This window comes from uncultured Novosphingobium sp. (genome assembly GCF_964277725.1).
Classification (GTDB): domain Bacteria; phylum Pseudomonadota; class Alphaproteobacteria; order Sphingomonadales; family Sphingomonadaceae; genus Novosphingobium; species Novosphingobium fluoreni.
Genome location: NZ_CAXYKL010000037.1, coordinates 1 through 3,902 on the forward strand (window position 1 = coordinate 1; position 3,902 = coordinate 3,902).

Genomic DNA, 3,902 nt, shown 5'->3' on the forward strand with positions numbered 1-3,902 from the left:
TGGAGCGGGTAGCGGGAATCGAACCCGCATAGCCAGCTTGGAAGGCTGGTGCTTTACCACTAAGCTATACCCGCGCGCGCTTGGCACGACGTGGGTGGCGATTGCCATGCAGGGGCGGGGCGCGTCAAGCTCTGGTTGGGCGGCGTTGGGGGACGATGTGCTCCATTGGTAATTTTCTTGCCTTGTTCGGCAACATCCCCTATGTGCCCGGCGAGCAATCGGCGCGCAGGCCTTTCATGGCCGGCCCGCAATCCGCGAGCAGCGTGAGATCCCGGCGCAAACAGGCCGACGATCCGCTTCGGATGAGCGGTTGCCTTAGCCAGCTTCCTTTTCACGCAGGGTCGCATCAACGAACCCTTGCGATGCGCGCCATTCCTGTGCGTGCCTTGCGATATCGCGAAAGTATTTCATGTCCTATTTTTCCGACCTCGGCCTGGCCGAGCCTATTCTCCGTGCGCTCGAAACCAAGGGCTATGCGGACCCGACGCCGATTCAGCGCCAGGCGATCCCGGCCCTGATGGAAGGCCGCGACCTGCTGGGCATCGCCCAGACCGGCACCGGCAAGACCGCCGCGTTCTCACTGCCGTCGCTCCACCGCCTGGCGGCAGATGCCAAGCCGCGCCAGAACGCCGGCTGCCGCATGCTGATCCTCAGCCCCACGCGTGAGCTGGCGGCGCAGATCGCCGAGAACATGCGCGGCTATGCCAAGTATCTGGCGCTCAACGTGCAATGCGTGTTCGGCGGCGTTCCCGTGGGCAAGCAGGCCCGCGCGCTGGAGCGGGGCACCGATGTCCTCGTCGCCACGCCCGGCCGCCTGCTCGACCTGATCGACCAGCGCGCGCTGACGTTGCGTCATGTCGAGATCTTCGTGCTCGACGAAGCCGACCAGATGATGGACCTGGGCTTCATCCACGCCCTGAAGCGCGTGGCCGCGATGCTGCCCAAGGACCGCCAGAGCCTGTTCTTCTCTGCCACCATGCCGCAGGCGATCGCTGACCTCGGCCGCCAGTTCATCAACAACCCGGTGAAGGTGGAAGTCGCCCCGCAGTCGACCACGGCGGAGCGCGTTGAGCAGTTCGGCATCCACATCAACCAGGCGGAAAAGCAGGCGCTGCTGACCATCAACCTGCGCGATGGCCTGGCGAAGGACGAGGACGGCCAGAGCAAGATCGACCGTGCGCTGGTGTTCAGCCGCACCAAGCACGGTGCCGACCGCATCGTGCGCCACCTGATGACCGCGGGCATTCCGGCGGCCGCGATCCACGGCAACAAGAGCCAGGCGCAGCGCACGGCGGCGCTCGGCGGCTTCCGTCAGGGCACCGTGCGGGTGCTGGTCGCAACCGACATCGCCGCGCGCGGTATCGATGTGTCGGGCGTCAGCCACGTCTACAACTTCGAGCTGCCCAACGTGGCCGAGCAGTATGTCCACCGCATCGGCCGCACCGCGCGCAACGGCGCGGATGGCATCGCCATCAGCTACGTCGCGCCGGACGAGAAGCCCTACCTGCGCGACATCGAGAAGCTGACTCGCGTCAAGCTGATGCCGCTGCCGCTGCCTGAGGACTTTCAGCGCCAGGCCGCGCGCCTGCCCGCGCCTTCGCGCAAGACGACGGAGTCCGAGCAGCGCAATCCCCATGCTCGTGGTGGCCAGGGTGGCCGCTCGGGTGGTGGTCGCTCCGGCGATCGCCAGGGTGCGCCGCGCCGTGATCGTCCGCAAGGTGAGCGTCCCGCCGGTGGCCGCGACGATCGGCCTCGCACCGCAGGGGGTGATCGTCCCCAGGGCGATCGTCCGCAGGGTGACGGCCAGAAGCGCAGCTTCCGCCCGCGCGGTCCCAAGACCGTGGGCGCGCACAAGAACGGCGTTCGTCGCGCCAGCTGAGGTTCGTGACGGTGCAACGGGGCAGCCGGGGCCAAATCGCCCTGGCTCCACAAGCCACGCGCAGGCATAAGGCCGGACATGTCGGATAGCCTCATCTCCGCGATCCTCGCAGCGGCGCTCTCCGCGATCGCCATGACGGTGATCGTGGGGGGACGCTACGTGATCACCAGCGGGCTTTTCGCCTGGATCACCTCTCGCGTGCGTCCCGGCCTTTACCAAGGCATGGGGCCGCAGATCGGGCGGGAATTGCGCTGGTCGCTGCTGTCGGCCGCGATCTACGGCATTCCGGCGGGCATCGTCGCCTGGGGCTGGCAGCAGCGTGGCTGGACGCGAATCTACACCGACGTCGACGCCTATCCGCTATGGTGGCTGCCCGCCTCCCTGCTGGTCTATCTGTTCCTGCACGACACTTGGTTCTACTGGACGCATCGCTGGATGCACCGGCCCAAGGTGTTCGCGGCGGCCCATGCGGTACATCACGCCAGTCGCCCGCCAACGGCCTGGGCGGCGATGAGCTTTCATCCGCTGGAGGCGCTGACCGGCGCGATCGTGGTGCCGGCGCTGGTCTTCCTGGTGCCGATCCACGTCGCCGTGCTGGGCGCGGTCTTGCTCGTCATGACGATAATGGGCATAACCAACCACATGGGGTGGGAAATGTTCCCGCGTTGGCTTGTTCATTCACCGTTGGGAGCCTGGCTGATAACCGCCAGCCATCATCAGCGCCATCACGAGCAGTATAAATGCAACTACGGCCTATACTTCCGGTTCTGGGATCACTTATGCGCGACCGATCGCGGACTGTCGGCACCCTGATCGTAGCGGCGGCGCTGCCGGCACTCACCGGGGCCAGCCTGCCCACGCCCGATGTCAGCGCCGTCATCACCGGCCTGCGTTCCCACAACGGCCAGCTGATGGCCTGCCTCACCGCCCGGCCGGACACGTTTCCCAATTGCCAGAACGACCCCGAGGCGCGGCGCCTGATCGTGCCTGCCACGTCTCCCACGCTGGACTTTGGCCGCGTGCTGACCGGCCGCTACGCGATCGCCGTGATCCACGATGAGAATTCGAACGGCAAGCTGGACAAGCGGCTCATGATCCCGCGCGAAGGATTCGGCTTTTCACAGGACGCGCCGGTGGTGATGGGGCCGCCCAAATTCTCCAGCGCCGCCTTCCCGGTGGGCAGCGTGGGTGAGCGTCTTTCGATAAAAATGCGTTACATGTTCTGATCTTGTCGAGAGAGGACGCGCACCCTACTCCGGTCTGGTGGCGGATGCGGACCCCTCTCTGACCAGCAAGGTCCTGGAACCCAGCGGGCATCCGCGCCCTGGCACCGGCACCTTTTCTCCCTTCCGCTACCCCGTGTTCCGGGCGATCTGGATCGCCAACTTGTTCTCCAACGTCGGTGCGACGATGCAGTCGATCGCGGCGGCCTGGATGATGACGGAACTGACAACGTCGCATCAGCTGGTTGCGCTGGTGCAGTCCTCGGCTACCGTGCCGATCCTGCTGCTGGGCGTGTTTGCCGGGGCGATCGCGGACAATTACGATCGGCGGCAAGTGATGCTGGCGGCGCAGATCGGCATGCTGGTGGTATCCAGCGCGCTGGCAGCGATGACCTACGCCGGGTGGATCAACCCGGTGCTGCTGCTGGCGTTCACGCTCTCCGTGGGCATCGGCACAGCGCTGAATTCACCCGCATGGCAAGCCTCGGTTCGCCAGCAGGTGGACCCTTCGCAATTGCCGCAGGCGATCGCGCTCAATTCGATCTCGTTCAATATCGCCCGCAGCGTCGGCCCGGCGGTCGGCGGTGTGCTGCTGTCGATCTGGGGGCCGCCCTTCGCGTTCCTGATCAACGCGGTGAGCTATATCGGCCTTATCGGCGTGCTGCTGTGGTGGCGGCCCGCGCCGCGCCAGATCGATCGGAGGCCGATCATTCCGGCGGTGCGCGCGGGGCTGAGCTATTGCATTGGATCGCAGCCGCTGCGCCGCATTCTGACGCGCGGCCTGGCGCTGGGAATCGGCC

At 66.2% G+C, this 3,902-nt stretch carries 4 protein-coding genes and 1 tRNA gene; 4 read left to right on the forward strand and 1 reads right to left on the reverse strand.

Annotation, left to right across the window (positions count from 1 at the left end; genetic code table 11):
* Positions 1–74: transfer RNA gene (locus ACHWRX_RS02180), tRNA-Gly, on the reverse strand.
* A 335-nt stretch (positions 75–409) separates the two neighbouring features.
* On the opposite strand from ACHWRX_RS02180, the gene ACHWRX_RS02185 reads away from it, so the two are divergent.
* The 4 genes from ACHWRX_RS02185 to ACHWRX_RS02200 all read left to right on the forward strand — a co-directional run.
* A complete protein-coding gene (locus ACHWRX_RS02185) occupies positions 410–1,879 on the forward strand; it encodes a DEAD/DEAH box helicase (RefSeq protein WP_058735551.1) in 1,470 nt (489 codons plus the stop codon).
* A gap of 78 nt (positions 1,880–1,957) precedes the next feature.
* The gene (locus ACHWRX_RS02190) at positions 1,958–2,692 is read left to right on the forward strand and encodes a sterol desaturase family protein (RefSeq protein ID WP_058735552.1); all 735 of its coding nucleotides are present in this window, start codon (positions 1,958–1,960) and stop codon (positions 2,690–2,692) included.
* The gene (locus ACHWRX_RS02195; RefSeq protein ID WP_242867010.1) at positions 2,659–3,105 is read left to right on the forward strand and encodes a DUF2141 domain-containing protein; all 447 of its coding nucleotides are present in this window, start codon (positions 2,659–2,661) and stop codon (positions 3,103–3,105) included. The genes ACHWRX_RS02190 and ACHWRX_RS02195 overlap by 34 nt, the downstream gene beginning before the upstream one ends.
* Before the next feature lie 37 nt (positions 3,106–3,142).
* On the forward strand, positions 3,143–3,902 hold a 760-nt coding region (locus ACHWRX_RS02200; RefSeq protein ID WP_394657929.1), incomplete at its 3' end, for an MFS transporter.